Annotated in this window: 17 protein-coding genes; 8 read left to right on the forward strand and 9 right to left on the reverse strand. The window is 66.5% G+C overall.

The features are described from left to right. Positions 1 to 3: 3 nt before the first annotated feature. The 6 genes from AC1M0F_RS02975 to AC1M0F_RS03000 form a co-directional block, all read right to left on the reverse strand. Positions 4 to 372 (reverse strand): DUF4233 domain-containing protein, encoded by a 369-nt coding sequence (locus AC1M0F_RS02975; protein WP_480236708.1) that lies wholly within the window; start codon positions 370 to 372, stop codon positions 4 to 6. Next, on the reverse strand, positions 360 to 1,718 hold the full coding sequence (locus tag AC1M0F_RS02980; protein ID WP_480236709.1) for a bifunctional folylpolyglutamate synthase/dihydrofolate synthase: 1,359 nt from the start codon (positions 1,716 to 1,718) through the stop codon (positions 360 to 362). The genes AC1M0F_RS02975 and AC1M0F_RS02980 overlap by 13 nt, the downstream gene beginning before the upstream one ends. Beyond that, positions 1,711 to 5,121, reverse strand: coding sequence for an isoleucine--tRNA ligase (gene ileS, locus AC1M0F_RS02985; RefSeq protein ID WP_480236710.1), 3,411 nt, complete (start codon positions 5,119 to 5,121; stop codon positions 1,711 to 1,713). The genes AC1M0F_RS02980 and ileS overlap by 8 nt, the downstream gene beginning before the upstream one ends. A gap of 293 nt (positions 5,122 to 5,414) precedes the next feature. After that, the gene (locus AC1M0F_RS02990) at positions 5,415 to 6,419 is read right to left on the reverse strand and encodes a DUF1648 domain-containing protein (RefSeq protein ID WP_480236711.1); all 1,005 of its coding nucleotides are present in this window, start codon (positions 6,417 to 6,419) and stop codon (positions 5,415 to 5,417) included. Continuing rightward, a complete protein-coding gene (locus AC1M0F_RS02995) occupies positions 6,416 to 6,766 on the reverse strand; it encodes a GntR family transcriptional regulator (RefSeq protein ID WP_480236712.1) in 351 nt (116 codons plus the stop codon). Before AC1M0F_RS02995 ends, AC1M0F_RS02990 begins: the two co-directional genes overlap by 4 nt. 58 nt (positions 6,767 to 6,824) lie before the next feature. Then, on the reverse strand, positions 6,825 to 7,427 hold the full coding sequence (locus AC1M0F_RS03000) for a TetR family transcriptional regulator (protein WP_480236713.1): 603 nt from the start codon (positions 7,425 to 7,427) through the stop codon (positions 6,825 to 6,827). Between the two features lie 130 nt (positions 7,428 to 7,557). Between AC1M0F_RS03000 and AC1M0F_RS03005 the strand changes: the two genes are divergently transcribed. The 7 genes from AC1M0F_RS03005 (at position 7,558) to AC1M0F_RS03035 (ending at position 16,098) form a co-directional block, all read left to right on the forward strand. After that, positions 7,558 to 9,210: an ABC transporter substrate-binding protein gene (locus tag AC1M0F_RS03005; RefSeq protein WP_480236714.1), complete on the forward strand. Its 1,653-nt coding sequence runs from the start codon at positions 7,558 to 7,560 to the stop codon at positions 9,208 to 9,210. Continuing rightward, a complete protein-coding gene (locus tag AC1M0F_RS03010; RefSeq protein WP_480236715.1) occupies positions 9,188 to 10,177 on the forward strand; it encodes an ABC transporter permease in 990 nt (329 codons plus the stop codon). The genes AC1M0F_RS03005 and AC1M0F_RS03010 overlap by 23 nt, the downstream gene beginning before the upstream one ends. Then, positions 10,174 to 11,031 carry an ABC transporter permease gene (locus AC1M0F_RS03015; RefSeq protein WP_480236716.1) on the forward strand — a complete coding sequence of 286 codons (858 nt, stop codon included), beginning with the start codon at positions 10,174 to 10,176 and terminating at the stop codon, positions 11,029 to 11,031. The genes AC1M0F_RS03010 and AC1M0F_RS03015 overlap by 4 nt, the downstream gene beginning before the upstream one ends. Then, a complete protein-coding gene (locus tag AC1M0F_RS03020) occupies positions 11,032 to 12,675 on the forward strand; it encodes a dipeptide ABC transporter ATP-binding protein (protein WP_480236717.1) in 1,644 nt (547 codons plus the stop codon). Positions 12,676 to 12,773: 98 nt separating this feature from the next. Beyond that, complete coding sequence (gene valS, locus AC1M0F_RS03025) at positions 12,774 to 15,371, forward strand: valine--tRNA ligase (RefSeq protein ID WP_480236718.1); 2,598 nt, start codon at positions 12,774 to 12,776, stop codon at positions 15,369 to 15,371. 9 nt (positions 15,372 to 15,380) lie between these two features. Continuing rightward, positions 15,381 to 15,827: an N-acetyltransferase family protein gene (locus AC1M0F_RS03030; RefSeq protein WP_480236719.1), complete on the forward strand. Its 447-nt coding sequence runs from the start codon at positions 15,381 to 15,383 to the stop codon at positions 15,825 to 15,827. Between the two features lie 10 nt (positions 15,828 to 15,837). Then, the gene (locus AC1M0F_RS03035; protein ID WP_480236720.1) at positions 15,838 to 16,098 is read left to right on the forward strand and encodes a hypothetical protein; all 261 of its coding nucleotides are present in this window, start codon (positions 15,838 to 15,840) and stop codon (positions 16,096 to 16,098) included. Positions 16,099 to 16,123: 25 nt separating this feature from the next. On the opposite strand, the gene AC1M0F_RS03040 is transcribed toward AC1M0F_RS03035, so the two are convergent. Then, the gene (locus AC1M0F_RS03040; protein ID WP_480236721.1) at positions 16,124 to 16,930 is read right to left on the reverse strand and encodes a class I SAM-dependent methyltransferase; all 807 of its coding nucleotides are present in this window, start codon (positions 16,928 to 16,930) and stop codon (positions 16,124 to 16,126) included. 62 nt (positions 16,931 to 16,992) lie between these two features. Here AC1M0F_RS03040 and AC1M0F_RS03045 point away from each other — a divergent pair, with 62 nt between their 5' ends. Then, positions 16,993 to 19,041: a M3 family metallopeptidase gene (locus AC1M0F_RS03045; RefSeq protein WP_480236722.1), complete on the forward strand. Its 2,049-nt coding sequence runs from the start codon at positions 16,993 to 16,995 to the stop codon at positions 19,039 to 19,041. Between the two features lie 180 nt (positions 19,042 to 19,221). Here AC1M0F_RS03045 and clpX read toward each other — a convergent pair whose 3' ends face one another. Both clpX and AC1M0F_RS03055 read right to left on the reverse strand, forming a co-directional pair. Then, positions 19,222 to 20,499 carry an ATP-dependent Clp protease ATP-binding subunit ClpX gene (gene clpX / locus AC1M0F_RS03050; protein WP_480236723.1) on the reverse strand — a complete coding sequence of 426 codons (1,278 nt, stop codon included), beginning with the start codon at positions 20,497 to 20,499 and terminating at the stop codon, positions 19,222 to 19,224. A gap of 182 nt (positions 20,500 to 20,681) precedes the next feature. Continuing rightward, a complete protein-coding gene (locus AC1M0F_RS03055) occupies positions 20,682 to 21,386 on the reverse strand; it encodes an ATP-dependent Clp protease proteolytic subunit (protein WP_480236724.1) in 705 nt (234 codons plus the stop codon). Between the last annotated feature and the right edge of the window lies 1 nt (position 21,387).

Here is a 21,387-nt window from a genome sequence, read left to right on the forward strand (position 1 = left end):
GTTCTAACTTCCCATTTCTTCTGCGGCGGCTTTCTGACGGTCGATCCGGCCCCCGACGACCATGCAGTACACCCACATGCCGGCGAAGATGAGGCCGATGACCCACATCACCGGGACGAAGATGCCCGTGGCAACGATAACGCCTTGCAGCACCCAGCCGAGCGCGAAGCTCCACTCGTAGCGCAGAAGAGCGAGGGTGGCGAGGAGCGCGAGGCAGATCACTCCCCCACCGATCAGCGCGACGGGTCCCGGCTGAACCTTGAGTCCGAACGCGACGAGGGAGGCGAGGAACACGACGATGACCTCGAAGGCCAGCACGATCGACGCGAGGGACTGCCGGACGCTCCGTTTGCCGCCCCTCACTTCTTCCACCCGCTCTCCTCGGCCAGTTCGACGACTTCACCGGCGAGAACCACTGACCCGGTGACGACGACGAGTCTGCTCTCACCCTCGTTGGCCCATTCGCGGGCCTCGAAGACGGCATCCTCGAGGCTGTCGTAGCTGTGCACAAGCCCGGGCTCGACCGTCGCTCTCGCACGGTCGGCGAGCTCATCGACCGGCACCGAACGTGACGACGTCGACGCCGTGAGGTGGATGCGGGCGGCCAGCGGCGCGAGGACGGAGAGGATGCCTTCGGCATCCTTGTCACCCAGCACGCCGAGAACGAAGACGATCTCCTGGAAATCGAAGTACTTGCCGAGAGCCGCCGCGAGCGACCGGGCGCCGTGCGGGTTGTGCGCGGCGTCGACAAGCACGGTCGGCTCGATGCCGACCAGCTGGAGCCTGCCGGGCGATTCGACCTCGGTCAGCCCCTCGGTGAGCGGATCGGTCGACAGGCGCTGCAGTCCGTTACCCAGGAACGTCTCGACGGCAGCGATCGCCACCGCCGCGTTCTGGCCCTGGTGGTCGCCGTACAACGGCAGGTAGAGGTCGGAGTACTCCCCGGCACGTCCCCGCACGCTGATCACCTGACCGCCGACGGCGACGACATCGCTCGTGAGCGCGAAGTCGACGTCCTGCGCGATCACAGGCGCCTCGGAGAGCTCGGCGGCGTGAACGAGAGCCGCCATGGCATCCGGATGCTGTGCAGCGGTCACGACAGTGGCCGCCGGCTTGATGATCCCGGCCTTGGTCCGCGCGATCTCGGCGATGGTCTTGCCGAGGCGGTTGGTGTGGTCGAGGTCGATCGGCGTGAAGACGGCGATCTGCGCATCGGCGACGTTCGTGGAATCCCACTCGCCGCCCATACCCACCTCGACGACCGCGACGTCCACAGGCGCGTCGGCGAAGATGGCGAACCCGAGGACTGTCAGCACTTCGAAAAAGGTGAGCGTCGGCTCGCCCGCGTCCTCGAGCTCGAGGTCGACCATGTTCACGTACGGCTGGATGTCGTCCCAGTTGCGCACGAGGGTCTCGTTGGAGATCGGTTCTCCGTCGACGACGATCCGCTCGTTGAAGTGCACCAGGTGCGGGCTCGTGAACAGCCCGGTCCTCAGGCCGTATGACCGAAGGATGCCCTCGATCATCCGGCTGGTGCTCGTCTTGCCGTTCGTCCCGGCGAGCTGGATGATCGGGAACGCCCTCTGGGGGTCGCCGAGCAGGTCGAGCGCGCGCCGTGTCGGTTCGAGACGCGGCTGTGGCGCCCCTTCGCCGGTGCGGGACAGCAGCGCCTCATAGACGGCGCGACCCTGCTCGCTGAATTCGTCGTTCTCAGACATCGATTCTCCTGGTTGCGCGGCTCACGGCCACGATGAACGATCCGGTGTTGGCGAACGCGCCCGCAGCGAACTCCTGGTAGAACTCGACGGGTCCGCCGAACAGGCCCGGCAGCCACTCGGACGGCGTGCCGGCGCGCGTGGCCTCGCTGACCTCGTCGAGCACGTGGATGGACGAGCTCGTCGCGAGGGTCTCTGCGGCGATGTCGACGTCGGTGACGAACGACACGGCATCCGCGTCGCCTGCGTCTGAGAAGACGAGGCCGAGCACGATCCGGTCGCTGACGTCGAAGCCGGCGGCCTTGCGGGTGTCCTGCACCGACCGGACGACGTCCCGTGCGAGCCCTTCGGCTTCGAGTGCGGGAGTGGTCGCCGTGTCGAGAAGGACGAATCCACCCCCGGCGAGGAGCGCCAGGGCCGTGTCGGACCCGCCCTCGGCCGCGGCGGTTTCGAGGACGAGCTCGTATTCGCCTTCCTCCAGCGGGATCCCGCCTGCGGTGACGACGCCGCCCTGCTCGGACCAATCCCCTGCGCGGGCCGCCTTGATGACGGTCTGCACGTTCTTGCCGAGGCGCGGACCGGCGGCGCGGGCGTTGACGGTGAGGCGTGAGGTGATTCCATAGTCGGCTGCGCTCGACTCCGACAGCTGTACGAACCTCACCTCCTTGACGTTGAGCTCGTCGCGGAGGATGTCCTCGAACGGCGCGAGCACAGCGGGGTCCGGCGCCACGACTGTGAGACTCGCCAGAGGGAGACGGACCCGGCGTCCGGCCTGCTTGCGCAGCGACAACACGGTGGAACTGATCACGCGGATCGAGTCCATCGCGGTGACGAGGACGTCGTCCTCGGGGAACTCGGCAGCATCGGGCCAGTCGGCGAGGTGGATGCTCCGCCCGCCGGTGAGGTCCTTCCAGATCCGCTCGGAGACGAGCGGGAGGAGTGGCGCAGCGGCGCGGGTCAGCGTCTCGAGGACCGTGTAGAGCGTGTCGAACGCTTCGCTGCCGCTTCCGTCGTCGGCAACGCCGACCCAGAAGCGGTCGCGGGATCGCCTGACGTACCAGTTGGTGAGCACGTCGGCGAAGTCACGCAGCGTCGCCGCCGCGAGGGTCGAGTCGAGCGCCTCGAGGTGCGCGGTGACCTCGGTAAGCATGACCCGGCTCTTGGCGAGGATGTAGCGGTCGAGCACGTCTGTGGAATCGGTGCGACGGGTCGCGTCGTACCCGCCGTCGCGCGCCGAGTTGGCGTAGAGGCTGAAGAAGTACCAGGTGTTCCAGAGTGGCAGCAGCATCTGGCGGACGCCCTCGCGAATGCCTTCCTCGGTGACGACGAGGTTGCCACCGCGGAGGACGGAACTCGACATGAGGAACCAGCGCATGGCATCCGAGCCGTCCCGGTCGAAGACCTCGTTGACGTCCGGGTAGTTGCGCAGTGACTTCGACATCTTCTGTCCGTCGCTGCCGAGGACGATGCCATGGCTGACCACGTTCTTGAACGCCGGGCGGTCGAACAACGCCGTCGACAGGACGTGCAGGGTGTAGAACCAGCCGCGCGTCTGGCCGATGTACTCGACGATGAAGTCGGCCGGGTTGTGGGAGTCGAACCACTCGCGGTTCTCGAACGGGTAGTGCACCTGGGCGAACGGCATCGACCCGGAGTCGAACCACACGTCGAGAACGTCGGTGATGCGGCGCATCGTCGACGCTCCTGTGGGGTCGTCAGGGTTCGGCCGGGTGAGCTCGTCGATGAACGGACGGTGCAGGTCGGTCGGGCGCACGCCGAAGTCGCGTTCGAGCTCGTCGAGCGAGCCGTAGACGTCGACACGCGGGTAGTCGGGGTTGTCGCTCTTCCACACCGGGATCGGTGAGCCCCAGTAGCGGTTGCGGCTGATCGACCAGTCGCGCGCGTTGCCGATCCATTTGCCGAACTGGCCGTGCTTGACGTTCTCGGGCACCCAGTTGATCTGTTCGTTGAGGTCGACCATGGAGTCGCGGAACTCGGGCACGCGGATGAACCAGCTGGAAACGGCCTTGTAGATCAGCGGGTTGCGGCAGCGCCAGCAGTGCGGGTACGAGTGCTCGTAGCTCGCCTGCCGGAGCAGACGTCCCTCCTCGCGGATCAGCTGGGTCAGCGGCTTGTTCGCCTCAGACCAGAGCAGGCCGGCCACATCGGTCACCTCGGGGAGGAATTTGCCGCCGTCGTCGACCGAGATGACGACGGGGATGCCGGCCGCCTCACAGATCTTTTGGTCCTCTTCACCGTACGCGGGTGCCTGGTGCACGATCCCCGTGCCGTCCTCGAGCGTGACGTAATCGGCGACGAGGACACGCCAGGCATCCTGCAGACCGAACTCGTCGACGTCCGAGTAGTAGTCGAACAGGCGGTCGTATGTGACGTCCTGGAGCTCGGCGCCGAGCACAGTGCGGGAAACCGCCGCGAGAGCGTCGGCCGCGGACTCGTAGCCCAGGTCCTTGGCGTAGTTGCCGACGAGCGCCGTCGCGAGCAGGTATTCCCCACCGAGCACCTCGGTGGTTCCACCGCCGCCGTGCTTCTCGCGCAGCACGGTGGCATCCGGAGTGCCGTTCGGTCCGGCGGGGACGACGGCGTACTCGATGTCGGGGCCGACAGCCAGGGCAAAGTTGGTCGGGAGGGTCCACGGTGTGGTCGTCCAGGCGAGGGCACGGACGGCGGTGAGACCGAGCGACTCCGCCTTCGCGCCTGTGAGCGGGAAGGTGACGGTGACGGTCTGGTCCTGACGCATCTTGTAGACGTCGTCGTCCATCCGCAGTTCATGGTTGGAGAGTGGAGTCTGGTCGCGCCAGCAGTACGGCAGCACCCGGTAGCCCTCGTAGGCGAGGCCCTTCGAGTGCAGCTGCTTGAACGCCCAGATGACGCTCTCCATGAAGGTGATGTCGAGGGTCTTGTAGTCGTTCTCGAAGTCGACCCAGCGGGCCTGGCGCGTGACGTAACGCTCCCAGTCCTCGGTGTACTTGAGGACGGAGTCCTTCGCTGCCTGGTTGAAGGCCGCGATCCCCATCTCTTCGATCTGGCTCTTGTCGGTGATGCCGAGCTGACGTTCGGCCTCGAGCTCTGCAGGGAGACCGTGGGTGTCCCACCCGAAGCGGCGGTGCACCTGCTTGCCGCGCATGGTCTGGAACCGCGGGAACACGTCCTTGGCATAGCCGGTGAGGAGATGTCCGTAGTGCGGAAGGCCGTTGGCGAAGGGCGGGCCGTCGTAGAACACCCACTCGTCAGCGCCTTCGCGCTGCGAGACGGATGTCTCGAAGGTCGCGTCGTCCTTCCAGAACGCCAGGACGTCCTGTTCGATCGCCGGGAACTTCGGCGACGGCGTCACGCCGAACGCGGCTCCTGACTGGAGCGAGTCGTCATGGGACTTGGGGTACGGCATATTTCTCCCGGCAGGTTTCAGTGATCACCTGCGAGGGCGGATCAGGTTCGATCCGCGGTACCACCTCGCTTGCCGCACGCGTCGGCCGCTCGTTCTTTGGCTGTGACGGGCCAGACCCGCCCGGTTCTACTGGGTGACACAGGTTCATGTCGCTGTTCTTCCGGAGACTCCCCGGTGATGTCCGGATCGATGTCGTTGTAACAAGGATAGCGTCTCGACCGGCGCAGGGCGTCGAGTTGCCCGGATCGACGGGTTCTCGAAGCGCGACACCCACCGAGCCGGGCGACTCACCATCAGGATGCCGCGGCGCGGCTCGTGAGCGTCTTGATCACGCCGGCGCCGGTTTCCGCATCGTCGACGGTGACGACGAGCCGCCGGCCGTCCGTCCGGGTGATCTCGATTCCAGGTCCCCGACGCATGATGATTCCGGTGCGACGCCCGGATGCCATCCGCCAGCCCCAGCCGCCGAAGTCCGCTGTCGGGTTCACCTCGATGACACGCACCTCGGCGATGTCCGTGTTCGGGATGCTCACCCGCGGCCAGCCGAGTGCGCCCCGCACGAGGAATCCGCGGCGGTCAGCCCTCACCCGCCAGAACGACATCCCGATCGTCAGCACGATCACGAAGCTCGCGATGGCCACGGCGAACGGCAAGGCTGTGGCCGAACTCAGAGACGCAAGGATGGCGACACCCACCGAGAAGACGAGGATGACGACGATCAACGACACGACGGCCCCCGAGATGCGGACCGTACGTTCCCAGAACACGCGTTCGTCAGGGGCGAGGTCGATCGGCCTGGCTTCCGCCGCCTCCTCGACGCGCGCTGGAACGGCTTTCGGAAGAATGAACCACACTGCGGCAGCGAACAGGACACCGCCGATGGCGCCGACGAACAGCGGACCGGCGATATCCGGAGCGTCATGCGCATCACCGAGACCGCGCTGGACAGCGAGCGAACCGATCGTCCCCACGGTCAGCAGGACGCTGAGGAAGTGACGGGTGACGATCAGGATCTTGTCGTTGATCGTCAGTGTTCCGCTGCGTCTCGCCTCAGTGAGGGCGAGTCCGGTGATCACCGTGAAGACAACGGTGATCCCGACGGGAATGAGGATCAGCGTCCAGGCGCTGCCGAAGCCGTCTGCGCCGCCTCTCCCCCAGTGGATCGCCACCGGATCAGGGAGGTCAGGCAGCCAGGTGATTGCGAGAGCAGCACCGACGAGCGTGAGCAGGATGGGCAGCACGGTGCCGATGAGCAGGTAGCGTCTCCGGCCGGGAACACCTGTCTGGTTGTCGGTCATTTGAATGCCTCCCGAAGTAGTGAGTTGACCGTGTCCGGCCCGATGCCGAGGGTCTTCGCCTCGGCGACGACCGTGTCGATGGCCGCGCTGAGCTGGGCGTAGCGCCCGGCTGTATTCGTGATGATCGCTCCCCTGCCCCTGCGCAATTCGACCAGCCCTTCGTCGCGCAGCACCTGGTAGGCACGGAGCACCGTGTGCACGTTGACGTCGAGTGACTCTGCGAGGTCACGGGCCGTCGGCAGGCGTTCCCCCGCCTTCACACCGCCGGCGATCACCGCGCCCCTGATGCTCCCGGCCAGCTGGTCGAACAGCGGAACCGGTGAGCCTGGGTCGATTCGGAGGAGCATGCCCCGATTCTATAGTTCTAGTTCAACTAGAACAAGTAGCGATCATGAACATCACCGATCAGAGCGCGCGGGCGAATCCGTCACAGACCGGCGTGATCGCCTCGGCCACGTACGCGTCGAGCGGACGCCTGTTCACGCCGGCCCGCGCCCACTCCCCTGCCGCGGCAGCCGCGGCCGCGAGGACCGCGAAAGCGATGGCCTGGGGCGGCACTGAGCGGCTCGGGGGCAACCGCTTCGCCAGAAACGCTTCGAGGACGGCACTCTGTTTCATGAATCGTGCCAGCCCTGACGCCTGGAGTTCGTCCCTCGTTCCCATGAGCTCGTACTGGGTCAGCGCCCACGGGACACTGCCCGACGGGTGGGATGCCGCGACGGCCGTGATCGCCTGCCTCACGGCATCCATCGGCGCCATCCCGGAATCGATGGCGTCGAGTTCCCCGCCGAGCCTGGCCATCGTCTCGTCGAAGTCGACCCAGAGGAGATCGCTCTTGGCCGGAAAGTAGTTGAAGAAGGTGTTGCGGCTGACGCCCGCGCGCGCGGCGATCTGGTCGATCGTCGTCCCTGCGTAGGTCTGCTCGAGGAACAACTCGGCAGCGGCCTCCTCCAGGATGCGCTGCGAGGATCTCCGTGGTCTCCCGACCGCACCGGCCACGTCGTTCATGCCGCCCCTTCCGTCTCCCTGAAGCGTAGCGACCGCACGGCTTCCGGGAATTCATTCCCGCATTCGCTCGTTAGTAGACTCAGACCAGATATTCCTGCCTCCCGCTTTCACCGGAAGAACTTTCGCCCCCATGCACTCAGCACCCTCTCGTCGCACGCGCGGTCTTGCCGCCGTCGGCGGTATCGCCATCGCGACCCTCGCACTCACCGCCTGCCAGGCTCCGACGCCGACCCCGCAGGACACACCCGTCTCGGGTGGAACACTCACTTATGCCAGCGGCGACGCCGAGCCGACCTGCCTCGATCCGCACGTCGGCGGGAACTACCCTCAGGCACTCCTCGCCGGCCAGGTCTTCGACTCGCTCGTGTCCCGGAACGACGACGGCGAGATCATCCCGTGGCTCGCCAGCGAGTGGGCGGTCGCCGACGACGGCCTCAGCTGGGAATTCACGCTGCGTGACGACGTCACCTTCACGGACGGAACGCCGTTCGACGCCGAAGCCGTGAAGGTGAACATGGAGCACCTCCAGGACCCGGCGACCGAGTCGTCGACCGGATACCTCGCACTCGGCAAGGTGAGCGCCGTCGAGGCCGTGTCGGACACGGTCGCCCGGTTCGAGCTGACCGAGCCGGACAGCGCCCTGCTCGAGTCGCTCGCCCAGCCGTGGCTGGCGATCGAATCCCCCGCCGGAATCGCCCGTGGGATGGACGAGAACTGCGCGTCACCGATCGGAACAGGTCCGTTCATCATCGACGAGTGGGTCAAGCAGGATCACGTGAGCCTCGTCCGCAACGATGACTACAACTCACCCCCCGCCGATGCCGCACACGAAGGACCCGCCTACCTCGACGGGATCGAATGGCGTTTCATCCCTGATTCCGCGTCACGGTACGCCGCGCTGCAGGGTGGCCAGGTCGACGTCATCGACAACGCCCAGCCGGACACGCTCTCCGCTGCGACGAAGAACGACAGCCTCACAGAAATCGACGCTCCGAGGCCAGGCGCATCGAACCGGATCGAACTGAACTCGGGCAAGGCGCCCTTCGACGACGTCAAGGTACGTGAAGCGTTCATCCGCGCCGTCGACGTCAACGACGGCATCGACTCCCTGTTCTTCGGAACCGCCACCCGGTCGTACTCGCCGCTCTCCAGCGCCGAGACCGCCGCGTACTCCGACGACACACTGTTCGGCGTCGACCTCGATGCCGCCAACGAGCTTCTCGACGACGCCGGATGGACCGATCGGGATGCCGACGGCTACCGCGTGAAGGACGGCGAGCGCCTCAGCCTCGACTTCCCTGTCTCCACGAACCAGTCGATCCCGGCGGAGCAGTCCCTGTTCGACCAGGTGCAGGCGACTGCGAAGGAGGCGGGTTTCGACGTGAAGATCAGCCTGCTCGACCTCTCCGGCTGGTACACCGCACTCGGTGAGAACAACTACGACATCGTCAGCGCCCCGTACACCAAGCTCGGCCCAGACGTGCTTCGGATCCTGTTCCACTCCTCGGGCATCACTCCGGCGCCGAGCGGCTACTTCGCCAACCACGCACAGGTGAACATCCCTGAACTGGACGACCTGCTCACGCGAGCCTCCCAGATCACCGATGAGGGAGAACGCACCGACCTCTACGCCGATGCGCAGCGGATCATCCTCGAGGGGTTCTACATCCTCCCGCTGTACGACCAGCAGAATCACTTCCTCCTCGGCCCGGACGTCTCCGGCGCCCGTGCGTTGCCCACGGTCTCGACGCCAACGTTCTATGACGCCTGGCTCACAGACTGATCAGCCGGCCCAGGCGACGAGGAACGGCGGCACCGCCCGCTGGTTCCTCGCTCGCCTGGCCGGATCGGTCTTCGTGCTCTGGGCGGTGGCGACGCTCACCTTCTTCGCCATCAGGCTCATCCCCGGCGACCCGGCGGAAGCCGTGCTCGGCGGACCAGGATCGCAGGCGTCCGAGGAGACGCTCGAACAGGTCAGGCAGGAGTACGGCCTCGACCAGCCGCTCCTCGCCCAGTACGTCGCCGCTCTCGGCAGACTGGTGACCGGCGACCTCGGAACCTCATACGCCCTCAAGGTGCCCGTCGCCGACCTGCTCGGCCAGCAGATCATCGGCACTCTCACCCTCGCCGTCTCCGCCCTGGCCCTCGCGTGGCTGATCGCCATCTCCTTGTCGCTCTGGTCCACAGGGGGCGGTCGGGTCGCCGCAGCGGTCGGCCAGGGAATCGAGCTGACGAGCGCCGCCCTTCCTCACTTCTGGCTCGCCACCGTCCTCATCGCCGTCTTCAGCACGACCCTGGGCTGGTTCCCTCCTGTCTCCACCGGTGACGTCTCCGGCCTCGTGCTCCCCGTCGTGACGCTCGCCATCCCCCTCGCCGGCTTCCTTGCCCAGGTGATGCGAGAAACCCTCCTCGACACGCTCGACTCCCCCTTCATCCTCTCTGCACGGGCGCGCGGAGAGAGCGAAACCGGCATCCGACTGCGTCATGCTCTCCGCCACGCGGCGATCCCCGGCATCAGCCTCTCCGGCTGGGCTCTCGGCTTCCTCATCTCCGGCGCCGTCGTCGTCGAGACGATCTTCGCCAGGCCGGGTCTCGGGCGAACACTGCTGCAGGCGGTGACGTTGCGGGACGTTCCCGTCGTGACCGGCGTCGTCCTCGTCGTCGCGGTCGCATACATCCTGATGACCTTCCTCACGGATGCCGCTTCCCGGGTCGCCGACCCGCGCCTTCGCCAGGCGGACACCCGGTGAGCGAACTCGAAGTCAGGTCCGCGGCCGTCACGGCGCCGCCGGGAAAGCGACGCCGACGATTCGGTGTCGGAGAGCTACTGGCCGCCGCCTTCGTCGTCTTCCTCCTGGTCGCGACCGTCGCACCCGACATCGTCAGCACCGCGGATCCGAACCAGATCGACCCGAGGAACGCCTTCAGCCCGCCGACGGCGTCCCACTGGTTCGGCACGGACGAATCCGGCAGGGACGTCTACAGCAGGGTCGTCGCAGGCACCGCCCCCTCCCTCCTCATCGGTGTGACGGCGACGGCCATCGGCCTGGCACTCGGCCTCGCCCTCGGCGTTCTCGCCGGCTTCGGCGGCCGCGCCCTCGACTTCACCGTCAACCGGGCGGTCGAAGTGCTGTTCGCATTCCCCGGGCTGCTTCTGGCCCTCCTCGTCATCGTCATCGCGGGCCCCGGCCCTGTGTCCGCGACCATTGCGGTCGGGCTGTCGACAGCTCCCGGATACGCCCGCATCATCCGGGGGCAGCTCGTGGCCATCCGTTCATCGGCTTGGGTGGAATCCGCCCGGGTCCTCGGCCACAGCCCCGGACGGATCCTCACGCGACACATCCTCCCGAACGCCCTCACTCCGCTCGTCGTGCTCGCCACCCTCGGCATCGGTCAGGCGGTCGTCTGGGCTGCGGCGCTCAGCTACCTCGGGCTCGGGGCGCAGCCGCCGTCCGCCGAGTGGGGTGCCATGCTGTCCGCCGGCCGTACCTACATCGGAACGGCGTGGTGGCTCACTGTCTTTCCCGGCCTGATGATCGTGCTGACCACGATCGTCTCGACCGTTCTCGGCCGGGGCATCACGCGTCGATCGAAGGGAGCCTGAATGTCCGGACTTCTCGATGTGAAGGGCCTCACCGTGTCGTTCGGCGGCGGGTCATCGGCTCGCACAGTGGTGGAGAACCTATCGCTCACCGTCGCCGCCGGTGAATGCGTGGCCATCGTGGGTGAATCCGGCTCAGGCAAGAGTGTCACGGCACGCTCGCTGCTCGGGCTGGCGGGCACGGGATCCACCGTCACAGCCGACGTTCTCACCCTCAACGGCCGTGATCGCCGGCGAGCCACCGACCGGGAGTGGCGAGGCGTCCGCGGACGCGACGTCGGTCTCATCCTGCAGGATGCCCTCGTCTCACTGGATCCGCTCCGCCCCATCGGACGCGAGATCACCGACACGATCCGACTGCACGGCCGGATGCCTGCGACCGCCGCCACCGCCCGGGTCGTCGAGCTGCTCGAGAAGGTCGGCATGCCCGACCCGGTCAACGCGGCACGTCAGCGATCGGGGGAACTCAGCGGCGGGCTGCGGCAACGGGCTCTCATCGCGTCGGCCATCGCGCTCGACCCACCCCTCCTCATCGCCGACGAGCCCACGACCGCCCTCGACGTGACCATCCAGTCGCGAATCCTCGACCTCATGGCCGCGTTGAAGGCCCAGGGCACCGGCATCCTCCTGATCAGCCACGACCTTGCCGTCGTCAGCGCGATCGCAGACAGGGTTCTCGTGATGCGGAACGGCCGAGTCGTCGAGACGGGCACGACCGCACAGATTCTCGCCGCACCGACCACCGGCTACACCCGGGAGCTGATCGCTGCCGTCCCCGCCGGGCGACCGCGGGGAGTGCCCCTCCTCCCTGCGGCGAACCCGTCCGTGAACGGATCCACGGCTCCGGCGGCTCAGCCACTTCCCCGCACTGCTTCAGCCATCAGCGAGGCCGTCATCCTCTCCGGGTCGCATCTCGTCAAGAGCTATCCATCGCCGTCAGGACGGTTCCGTGCGGTCGACGACGTCTCGTTCGAGATCCGCCGGGGTGAGACCCTCGGCCTCGTCGGCGAATCGGGGTCAGGAAAAACGACGGTGGCTCGGCTTGCTCTCGCCCTGACGGCCGCGGAGTCCGGCACTGTGCAGCTCGACGGCGGCGACTGGCTCGACCTCCCCGAAAAGGCGAGGCGGCCTCTTCGGACACGGATCGGTGCGATCTACCAGGATGCGCTGAGCTCGTTCGACCCGCGGTGGACCGTCAGGCAGATCCTGGAGGACGCGATAAGCACGACCGGGTCGGCTGAATCCGTGGCCGAGCTCCTCGATTCGGTGGGGTTGCCCGCCGATATCGGGCCGACTCACCCACTGTTCCTTTCCGGCGGCCAGCGCCAGCGGGTGGCGATCGCCCGCGCCCTCGCCGCCCAACCTGACGTGCTCATCTGCGACGAGCCCGTTTCGGCCCTCGACGTCACCATCCAGGCGCAGGTCCTCGACCTGCTCAACCGACTCCAGCGGGAGCGTGGCCTCGGTTACCTGTTCATCTCCCACGATCTCGGCGTCATCCGACACATGAGCGACCGCGTCTCCGTCATGCAGCGCGGCCGTATCGTCGAGACCGGCGAGGCCGCGACCGTGTTCGACGACCCGCAGCATCCGTACACCGCCCAGCTCGTTCGGGACACGCCGAGGCTGGCTCCGGCGACCGAGTAGGCAGTTCCCGTCGACGCCCCTCCGGTACGATGGACGGCGGACCACAGACACTCAGGCACGTTCACACGGTGCCGCCTATATCGAAACCGGAGTTCTCCATGACCGCGCACGTTCCAGACAAGCCGGCACTCGAAGGCCTCGAAGCCAAATGGGGGCAGGTCTGGGAAGACCAGGGCACCTACCGGTTCGACCGCCCGGCGGCCGTCGCCGCAGGCAAGGACTGCGTCTACTCGATCGACACTCCCCCACCGACCGCGTCAGGGTCGCTCCACATCGGACACGTCTTCAGCTACACCCACACCGATGTCGTCGCGCGCTTCCAGCGGATGCGCGGCAAGCAGGTGTTCTACCCGATGGGTTGGGACGACAACGGACTGCCCACCGAACGCCGCGTGCAGAACTACTACGGTGTCCGCTGCGATCCGACGCTGCCGTACGACACCGAATTCGTTCCTCCGTTCGAGGGCGGAGACGGCAAGAGCTCCAAGGCCGCCGATCAGAAGCCCATCTCACGCCGCAACTTCATCGAGTTGTGTGAGCGCCTCACCGCAGAGGACGAGAAGCAATTCGAAGCGCTGTGGCGCACCCTCGGCCTGTCTGTCGACTGGTCTCAGTCGTACCGCACCATCGGCGAGGACTCCATCCGCGCCAGCCAGCTCGCCTTCCTCCGGAACATCGAGCGCGGTGAGGCCTACCAGGCCATGGCGCCGACACTGTGGGATGTCACCTTCCGCACCGCGGTCGCGCAGGCCGAGCTCGAGGACAAGGAACAGACCGCTTCGTACCACCGTGTGGCGTTCCACAAGCCGGACGGCGGCACGATCGAGATCGAGACCACGCGGCCCGAGCTCCTGCCCGCATGCGTTGCCCTCGTCGCCCACCCGGACGACGAGCGTTTCAAGCCCTACTTCGGCACCACGGTGACCACCCCGGTGTTCGGCGTCGAGGTTCCCGTGCTCGCCCACCACCTGGCCCAGCCGGACAAGGGCGCAGGCATCGCGATGATCTGTACCTTCGGCGACGTGACCGACGTGGTCTGGTGGCGCGAACTCGACCTCCCGAACCGCACGATCATGGGCCGCGACGGTCGCATCATCCACGAAGCCCCGGATGTCATCACCTCGGAGTCCGGACTGATCGCCTACCGTGAGCTGGCAGGCAAGACGGTGTTCAGTGCCAAGCAGGCCATCGTGCAGCTGCTGAAGGACTCCGGTGACCTCATCGGCGACCCGAAGCCGACCACCCACCAGGTCAAGTACTACGAGAAGGGTGACAAGCCGCTCGAGATCGTGTCCACCCGCCAGTGGTACATCAGGAACGGCGCCCGCGACGAAGAGCTCCGTGCCCGCCTGATCGAACTCGGCCAGGAGCTCCAGTGGCACCCTGACTTCATGCGGGTGCGTTACGAGAACTGGGTCGGCGGTCTCACCGGAGACTGGCTCATCTCCCGCCAGCGATTCTTCGGCGTGCCGATCCCGCTGTGGTACCCCCTCGACGGCCATGGCGAACCGATCTACGAGTCGCCGATCCTCCCGGATGCCGCGTCCCTCCCTGTCGACCCGTCCAGCGACACCGCCCCCGGTTATGACGCGTCTCAGCGCAACGTGCCCGGCGGCTTCGCGGGCGAACTCGACATCATGGACACCTGGGCGACGTCGTCGCTGACCCCGCAGCTCGCCGGCGGCTGGGAGCGGGATCCCGAACTCTGGAACCTCGTCTTCCCGTATTCGATGCGGCCCCAGGGCCAGGACATCATCCGCACCTGGCTGTTCTCCACGATGCTCCGCTCCGCGCTCGAGTACAACGAGAAGCCGTGGGAGCACGCCGCCCTCTCCGGCTGGATCCTCGACCCCGATCGCAAGAAGATGTCGAAGTCGAAGGGCAACGTCATCACGCCGGCCGACATCCTCGAGAAGCACGGTTCGGATGCAGTCAGGTACTGGGCAGCGTCGAGCCGACTCGGAACCGACGCCGGTTTCGACCCGCAGAACCCGACCCAGATCAAGATCGGTCGCCGCCTCGCCATCAAGGTGCTCAACGCGTCGAAGTTCATCCTCAGCTTCGAGTCGGCGGAAGATGCGCCGGTGACCGAGCCGATCGACCTCAGCATGCTGGCAACCCTGCGCACGGTCGTCGCCGACGCGACAGCGGCATTCGACGCATATGACCACGCCCGCGCCCTGGAGACGACCGAGTCGTTCTTCTGGACCTTCTGCGACGACTACCTCGAGCTCGTCAAGGAGCGTGCATACGACGCGGAGCACCCCGGCCAGGCCTCGGCGGTCGCCGCCCTCCGCGAGGCGCTCAGCATCCTGCTGCGGCTCTTCGCGCCATTCATCCCATTCGCGGCCGACGAGTCCTGGTCCTGGTGGAACGACGGATCCGTGCACGCCGCCACCTGGCCGACCGTCGACGAGCTGCCGTCCACCGGTGAACCTGAGCTCCTCGTCCTCACCGGACAGGCGCTCACGAGCATCCGCAGGGCGAAGACCGATGCGAAGGCATCGCAGAAGGCGACCCTGACCGAGGCAACCGTCACCGGAAGCCCGGATCAGATCACACTTCTGGCTCACGCGGAAGGGGATCTCAAGGCGGTGGGTCGTATCGTTAGACTCAGGTTCACCCCGGGCGACGAGTTGACCGTGACCGGTGTCGAGTTCGCCCCGGTCGACGACCCTACGCCGACCAACAGTTGAGGAGAAACAATGACGTTTGAGATCCGTCCCGTCCGCGACGGCGACTTCTTTAGCTGGCTACCGCTGTTCGCTGACTACGGCGACTTCTACGGCACACCCGTCCCGGATGAAAAAGCACTCCTCGTCTGGAGCTGGCTGACCGCCGGCACCCACGGGCTTTCCGCTTTCGTCGCGCAGAAGGACGACGGCAGCCTGGTGGGCCTCGCCCATTACCGTACCTTCGCGCGCCCGCTCGCCGGCGGGACCGGCCTGTACCTGGACGACCTCTTCGTCGCCCAGGACGAACGCGGCAACGGGATCGGCACGGCGCTGATCGGCCGAGTCAAGGACGTCGCGGCCGAGCAGCACTCCGGCATCGTCCGCTGGGTGACCGCACCTGACAACGAAGAGGCCCAGGTTCTGTACGACAAGCTCGCTGAGCGCACGTCCTGGGTCACATACGACCTCACCGTCTGACGGAGCGATCATGCAGCTGGGCACGCGCTGGAGCGTCGGCGACACACCGCCGACCGGCCTCCCCGAGGTCGTCGTCGCCGCCGTTCGGACCGTCGAAGACGAACTGAAAGCCGACGATGTCGACGCTCGCGGCTGGCGGTGGACGCTGACCTGGCTCGAACGGATGCCGATCATCGAACTGGATGACGGCACCGTCGTGACGTACAATCCGGTCGCAGACACGGCGACCATCCGCCAGCACGACGAAGGCGCGAGGGACGACGACGCCTGAACCCCCGGCGGACATCCGCCGACGGTTACTTGCGGGCGAGGATCTCGCCGTGGGGCATGGCGTACCAGCCACGCTCGTCTGCGACCCACTCGGACCAGGCGGCGGAGATCTCCTCGAGGTCGTCCTGCGTCGCTGAGCCGCTCTCGAGCGACTGAGGTGCGAAGCTCGACTTGAGCGCGCGTTCTGCCCAGGCGCTCCCCCACCAGTCGCGGTCGTCGGAGTTGGAGAAGCACCAGATCGACGCGCTGCTCTCGACGTCGGTGAACCCCGCGTCGAAGGCCCAGGACTTCAGAGATCGGCCGGCATCCGGTTCGCCACCGTTCGAGCGGGCGACGGCCTGGTAGACGCGCATCCAGGTCTCGAGACCGGGGATCAGCGGATACCACGCGGCGGCCCCGTAGATGACGTCACGCGCTGCGACGATGCCCCCTGGTTTCACGACCCGACGCATCTCCTTGAGTACCGCAACAGGGTCTGCCACGTGCTGGAGTACCTGGTGTGCGTGCACGACGTCGAACGAGTCGTCCGGGAAGTCGAGCGCATAGGCATCCCCTGCCATGAAGTCGACGTTGAGCACCTCACTGTCGCGGGCAAGCGTCGACGCCTGGATACAGACCTCCGCTGACGCGTCCAAGCCGACGACGGCTCCCGGCTGGACGCGGGTCGCGATGTCGATGGTGATGGTCCCTGGACCGCTGCCGACGTCGAGAACGCTCACCCCCGGGGTGAGGTACGGGGCCAGATAGGCGGCGGAATTGTCTACGGTGCGCCAGCTGTGGGTGCGAAGTACGCTTGCGTGGTGCCCGTGCGTGTAGCGCTCGGTTGTTGCCATGCATCCAGCCTAGGCGTGTGCCGAGGGAGCGCCGTGCAAGATGTCACCCATAAGGTGGTGGGATGTCTGACGCATCGAATCCGTTCCTCAGCCCGAGTCCGCTGCCGTATCAGCTGCCTCCGTTCGCCGACATCCGTGACGAGCATTTCCGTCCCGCATTCGAACTCGGAATGGCTGAACAACGGGCCGAAGTGTCTGCCATCGCCGGGTCAGCCGAGGCTCCGACTTTCGAGAACACGATGATCCCGCTGGAGCGATCCGGCCAGACCCTCGACAGGGTCAGTCACGTGTTCTTCAACAAGAGCTCAGCGGATTCGAATCCGGTCACCACCGCGCTGGAGGAGGAGATCGCGCCGCTGCTGTCCGCCCACCACGATGCCATCCGTCTCGATCCGGACCTGTACGCGCGTATCGCCGACCTGCACGCGCGACTGGACACCCTGGAACTGGATGCCGAGTCCCGCTACCTCGTCGAGCGCTACTACACCGAGTTCACGCTGGCCGGCGCCGGCATGAGGAAGGACGACAAGGGAGCACTCCGTGCCCTCAACAGCACCCTCTCGACCCTGACCACCCGGTTTGAAAAGAACCTCCTCGCCGATACGAACGACCTTGCCGTCGTCATCGACGATGTCAGCGAACTCGATGGCCTCACGGCAGGTGAGATATCCGCGGCGGCCGAAGCGGCCAGAGAGCGTGGACTCGACGGCCGCTACCTGATCGCTCTCGTGCTCCCGACCGGTCATCCCGCCCTGGCAAGCCTCACCAACCGCGAGGTGCGCGAACGGATCATGCGCGCCTCACGCGCCAGGGGCATCCGCGGTGGAGACTTCGACAACAGGGACCTGGTGCTCGAAATCAGCGCGCTCCGTGCGAGGCGGGCCCGCCTGCTCGGTTTCGATTCGCACGCTGCGTTCGTCACGGCGGACCAGACGGCGAAGAACCCCGCGAACGTCGCAGACATGCTGGGATCGCTCGCCCCGGCCGCAGCAGCCAACGCCCGCGCCGAGCAAGCCGATCTGCAGGCCGTGGCCGACGCCGCAGACACAGCGTTCACGGTCGCGAGCTGGGACTGGGCCTTTCTCACGGAACAGGTGCGCACCGCCCGCTTCGCCGTCGACACGGCCGCGATGCGGCCCTATTTCGAAGCTGAACGAGTGCTCAGGGACGGCATCTTCTTTGCCGCTGAACGCCTCTACGGTGTGCGATTCACGGAGCGGACCGACCTGGTTGCCTATCATCCCGACGTCAGGGTCTTCGAGGTCAACGATGAGGACGGGACCGCGGTCGGCCTGTACCTTCTCGACCTGTACACCCGTGACTCGAAGCGCGGCGGCGCGTGGATGAACCCGCTCATCTCGCAGAACCGCCTCCTCGATCAGCCCACCGTCGTCGTCAACAACCTCAACGTGCCCAAACCTGCCGCCGGTCAGCCGACGCTGTTGAGCTTCGACGAGGTCACCACGTTCTTCCACGAGTTCGGCCACGCGTTGCATGGGCTGTTCGCCCGGGTCACCTATCCGCGGTTCGCTGGCACGAACGTGTTCCGGGACTTCGTGGAATTCCCCAGCCAGGTCAACGAGATGTGGATGCTCTGGCCCGAGGTCCTCGCGAACTATGCGGTGCACCACGAGACGGGCGAACGGATGCCGCAGGACCTCGTCGACAACCTGCTCAGCTCCGCCTCGTTCAATGAAGGCTTCCTCACGAGCGAATACCTGGCTGCGACGATCCTGGACCAGGCCTGGCACCGCATCGGCGCCGAAACGACCGTCGCCGACGTGGCCGCGTTCGAGGCGGATGCCCTCGCGGCGGCCGGGCTCGACAACCCGGCCGTGCCGACCCGATACTCCAGCACCTATTTCGCGCACACCTTCTCCGGGGGCTACGACGCCGGCTACTACTCCTACATCTGGAGTGAGGTGCTCGACGCGGATGCCGTGGAGTGGTTCACAGAGAACGGCGGCCTGACGCGCGAGAACGGCGACCGCTTCCGGTCGCTCCTTCTCGGGGTCGGCGGCAGCAAGGACCCGCTCGAGGCGTACCGGGACTTCCGTGGGCGCGACGCCCGCATCGAGCCGCTGCTCGCCCGCCGCGGACTCGCCGGGTAGGGCGGGAGTTCCCGCGCCTCTGCCGTCTCTCGATTCGCCCCACAAGGTCGTTCGCGCGATCGAGGCGCCCCAAAGGGTCGTGCCGGCGCGGGTTGAACAGCACTTTGGGCAACTCGGCTGCAAGCCGGCGCGCACTCCAAACGGCGCCCACACGCGGGCGCCGGCGGCGGCGAACCGACGTTACGCCGACTTCTCCTGGCGACGCGCCTTATGAGGAACAATCGTCGGCGCAGCGTTCTCGAGCACGGACGCACGGGTGATCACCACGCGGGCGACCTCCTCGGTCGACGGCACCTCGAACATGACCGGGCCGAGGACCTCTTCGAGGATCGCACGGAGGCCGCGTGCACCGGTCTTGCGGAGCACCGCGAGGTCGGCGATCGCCTCGAGCGCACTCTGCTCGAACTCGAGCTCGACACCGTCGATCTCGAACATGCGCTGGTACTGGCGCACGAGGGCGTTCTTCGGGACCGTGAGGATCTCCATCAGCGCGTGCTGGTCGAGTGGCGTGACGGTGGTGACGACCGGGAGTCGCCCGATGAACTCGGGGATGAGTCCGAACTTGTGCAGGTCTTCGGGCAGAACCTCACTGAACAGGTTCATGTCGTCACCCTTGGAGTGCAGAGGGGCGCCGAAGCCGATCCCCTTCTTGCCCGCGCGGGACGAGATGATCTCTTCGAGGCCGGCGAAGGCACCGGCGACGATGAACAACACGTTCGTCGTGTCGATCTGAATGAACTCCTGGTGCGGATGCTTGCGCCCGCCCTGAGGGGGAACGGACGCGACCGTGCCCTCGAGGATCTTCAGCAGCGCCTGCTGCACGCCCTCACCGGAGACGTCGCGGGTGATCGACGGGTTCTCGGCCTTGCGGGCGATCTTGTCGACCTCGTCGATGTAGATGATGCCGGTCTCCGCACGCTTGACGTCGTAGTCAGCGGCCTGGATGAGCTTGAGCAGGATGTTCTCGACGTCTTCTCCGACGTAACCGGCCTCGGTCAGCGCCGTGGCGTCCGCGACCGCGAACGGAACGTTGAGCCGCTTCGCGAGCGTCTGGGCCAGATAGGTCTTGCCGCAACCCGTCGGACCGATGAGCAGGATGTTGCTCTTCGCGATCTCGATGTCGTCTGAGATCGAATCGGCGCTGGTGAGCGACGTGCGTGCGCGGGTCCGCTTGTAGTGGTTGTAGACGGCGACAGAGAGGGCCTTCTTGGCTGCCTCCTGGCCGATGACGTACTCCTCGAGGAAGTTGAAGATCTCTTTGGGCTTCGGCAGCTCGAAATCGGGAGCGGCGGCTTCGCCGGCTTCGGCGAGGCGCTCCTCGATGATCTCGTTGCACAGCTCTACGCACTCGTCGCAGATGTACACGCCAGGCCCCGCAATGAGCTGCTGAACCTGCTTCTGGCTCTTTCCGCAGAAGGAGCACTTGAGCAGGTCGGCGCTCTCACCGATTCGAGCCATCAGTCCACACTCCTCTTGCTGGCCGTTTGCCTGACTTGAGCCTAACCCGAACCGGTGTCATCGCGTCGCAAGCGGGTCACCGGGTGTCGGAAACCCCCCGTGGGTTTCGCTCTGGGCATACTCCGCACGGGACACAAAAACGGAGCCGGGGTCTCCCCCGGCTCCGTTTCGCTCAGCTTCGATCAGGAGGACGCAATGGCTCCTGCTGCCGTCTTGTTGAGGGTCGGCAGGTGCTTGCGGCTGGTGAGGACCTGGTCGATCAGTCCGTACTCCAGTGCCTGCTCCGCCGACAGGATCTTGTCGCGGTCGATGTCCTTGTTGACCTGCTCGACGCTCCGGTTGGAGTGAGCGGACAGGGTCTCCTCGAGCCATACGCGCATGCGCAGGATCTCGGCAGCCTGGATCTCGATGTCGGATGCCTGGCCCTGGCCGGCCTCGCCGACGGCGGGCTGGTGGATCAGGATACGGGCGTTCGGCAGCGCGAGGCGCTTGCCTGGGGTTCCCGCAGCCGTGAGGACGGCAGCGGCTGAAGCCGCCTGGCCGAGCACGACGGTCTGGATGTGCGGGCGGATGTACTGCATCGTGTCGTAGATCGCCGTCATCGCGGTGAACGAGCCACCCGGTGAGTTGATGTACATGACGATGTCGCGGTCGGGGTCCATGCTCTCGAGCACGAGGAGCTGCGCCATCACGTCGTCGGCGGATGCGTCGTCGACCTGGACACCCAGGAAGATGATGCGGTCCTCGAACAGCTTGGCGTAGGGGTCCTGGCGCTTGTAGCCGTAGGCGGTGCGCTCTTCGAAGCTCGGCAGGATGTAGCGCGAGTTCGGCATGGCAGCCGCGGTGGCTGCGAAGTTGCCTGCGGCGCGGAAGGTCGGGGTTTCCATA

The organism is Mycetocola sp. Y719, assembly GCF_056713205.1.